The organism is Kitasatospora sp. NPDC088742, assembly GCF_055584905.1.
Map to the genome: position 1 here is coordinate 1 of NZ_JBVJLD010000113.1, position 2101 is coordinate 2101.

At 34.1% G+C, this 2101-nt stretch carries 1 protein-coding gene, 1 rRNA gene and 1 pseudogene; all 3 read right to left on the reverse strand.

All coding sequences use genetic code 11. From position 1 onward, the window contains the following. Nucleotides 1-264: 264 nt before the first annotated feature. Nucleotides 265-1158: a patatin-like phospholipase family protein gene (locus tag ACZ6ZR_RS38630; RefSeq protein ID WP_115674652.1), complete on the reverse strand. Its 894-nt coding sequence runs from the start codon at nucleotides 1156-1158 to the stop codon at nucleotides 265-267. Nucleotides 1159-1764: 606 nt separating this feature from the next. After that, nucleotides 1765-1889: pseudogene (locus ACZ6ZR_RS38635) on the reverse strand (IS200/IS605 family transposase); the annotation flags it as partial. 122 nt (nucleotides 1890-2011) lie between these two features. Continuing rightward, nucleotides 2012-2101 (reverse strand): 5S ribosomal RNA (gene rrf / locus ACZ6ZR_RS38640); the annotation flags it as partial.

Below are 2101 nucleotides of genomic sequence, written 5' to 3' on the forward strand. Positions count from 1 at the left end.
TTGATGTCCAAAATTGTGTTTCGTTCACTAGCAAAACTAGCTACTTAAAACTTTATTGATTACGTTTTGCTTGTTCAGTTTTCAAGGTTCATTTTGTTAACTCTTCTGTAAGAGTTAACTTTTATATAATAACATGTTTTATATTTAATGTCAAACAGTTATTTTATTTTATATTTTAGTAGCTGCATATCTCAACAGCAACTTTTATATAATAACACCCTATTTGTCATTGGTCAATAGTTTTATAATTATTTTTTTTAAAAATTACAACCTCAATCTTGGCCAATTTCGTAAAAATTGAATTGTACGGTTTCTTCCTATATCTAATAGAGTTTCTTTTGTTTCTTCATTTAAATCAAATTGGGTTGCACTATAATCTTCTACAGGAATAAAAATAATGTCTCTTTCGTGTCGTCTTGATATATACCTTTCATCATGTGCATCTTTCATAGTTGAAAATAGTGCCTCAAATAAATTTAGACCATTCTTAATTTCTTGAGGACATTGTTCTTCTCTTCTTCTACTCAGTTTCAGACCTAAAATCGGACGTACTTTCCGACCTTCTTTATCATCGAATATCCATAGTGGAAAATTACTTAAAACACCACCATCCACTATAACCGATTCACCCTTCCCAGTCTTTAATGTAACTGGTTCAAAGAAAAAAGGTATACCGCAACTCATGCGTAACGCACAAGCTACTGAAAAATTCTTTGCTTCAATTTGATATTTATGCAAATCATCTGGTAAAACAATCATTCTACCATTCGTTAAATCTGAAGCTACTAATTTAAGAGAATCTTTAGGCAGATCACCAAAAGTATATACTCCTTTTGCAGCTAGCTTTTGGAAAAACCATTTTTCTAACGCCTTTCCTTTATAGAGACCTAAATGATTATAAACATTTACCCATTTCATAAAAGGAAAAGGGAAAATTGTTCTTCTTGGATCAAGTAATGAAGGAACATCTAACTCTTCTAGCATCATTTCTATCTCTTTTCCACTATAACCCGCAGCAATAAAGGCAGCTAAAATGGCCCCCGCACTTGTACCAGCTACACGTTTAAATCGAAAATGTTCAGCTTCTAGTACTTGATATGCCCCTACTAATGCAAAGCCCTTCAAACCGCCACCAGAAAACACGCCATCAATCCACAAAATTCCCTCTCCTTTTTGATGTAATCTTTATAGTATAAGGATGAAGAATGACGAATAGAACTAAATTTTCTACTTTATTGACGATACTTATGTACATAGCAGCAAACTTTAACCAAGTGTCTAGCTAAAATTCGATTACAGTATCATATAAGAATATGCGGCGAAATATCGTTATTCTAAGAAATGTAAAGAGCTACTTAAATTCTAATGTAGTTTCAACTATAATTTTAGTTCCGGAAATTTTTAGTGTAGAACATATTTTTAACAACAAAAATAAAGGGCCTAAGCCCCCAACAATATTTAATTTAAATCACAGCCCTTATCTATATTAACTATGTCTTATAAGAACGTACTGATGGTGATTGATATTATTTAATTTTAAAAAAAGTTACAGAATGTTTAGCTATCCACTAATGCTGGGGTTTTCATAACTTCTAATTTTATTCTTTCACTGAAGGCTTGAAAATTTTAGCCGACTTAGTTAATAGCTTACTAACCCCTTCTATATCTCGCTAAGATTACAATGAATCAGAACCACCAGTCTAACTGGTGGTTTGCTCTCGCGTGAAACGCTGGGGTACTGGTCCGTGTCAAAAGACACACTCAAAACTTCCTGTTTCCATATTTGTATTCAGGTTGGCATGCCGATCGAATATCATTAAGCTACTCTTCCCTTTCAAATAAACCACAAAAGATGAAACAATTATTTTTGCTCGAATACTCACCAACATACCTGATTGCTCGGCTGTTTTTTTCTTGTCCATAGCTAGAAGCTCTTTGGAACCCCTCACATAGCAAGGGGTTTTTTAAATATACAATAAAAAAACAGTCAGCGCACAGCTGACTGTTTTTTGCCTAGCGACGTCCTACTCTCACAGGGGGAAGCCCCCAACTACCATCGGCGCTAAAGAGCTTAACTTCCGTGTTCGGTATGGGAACGGGT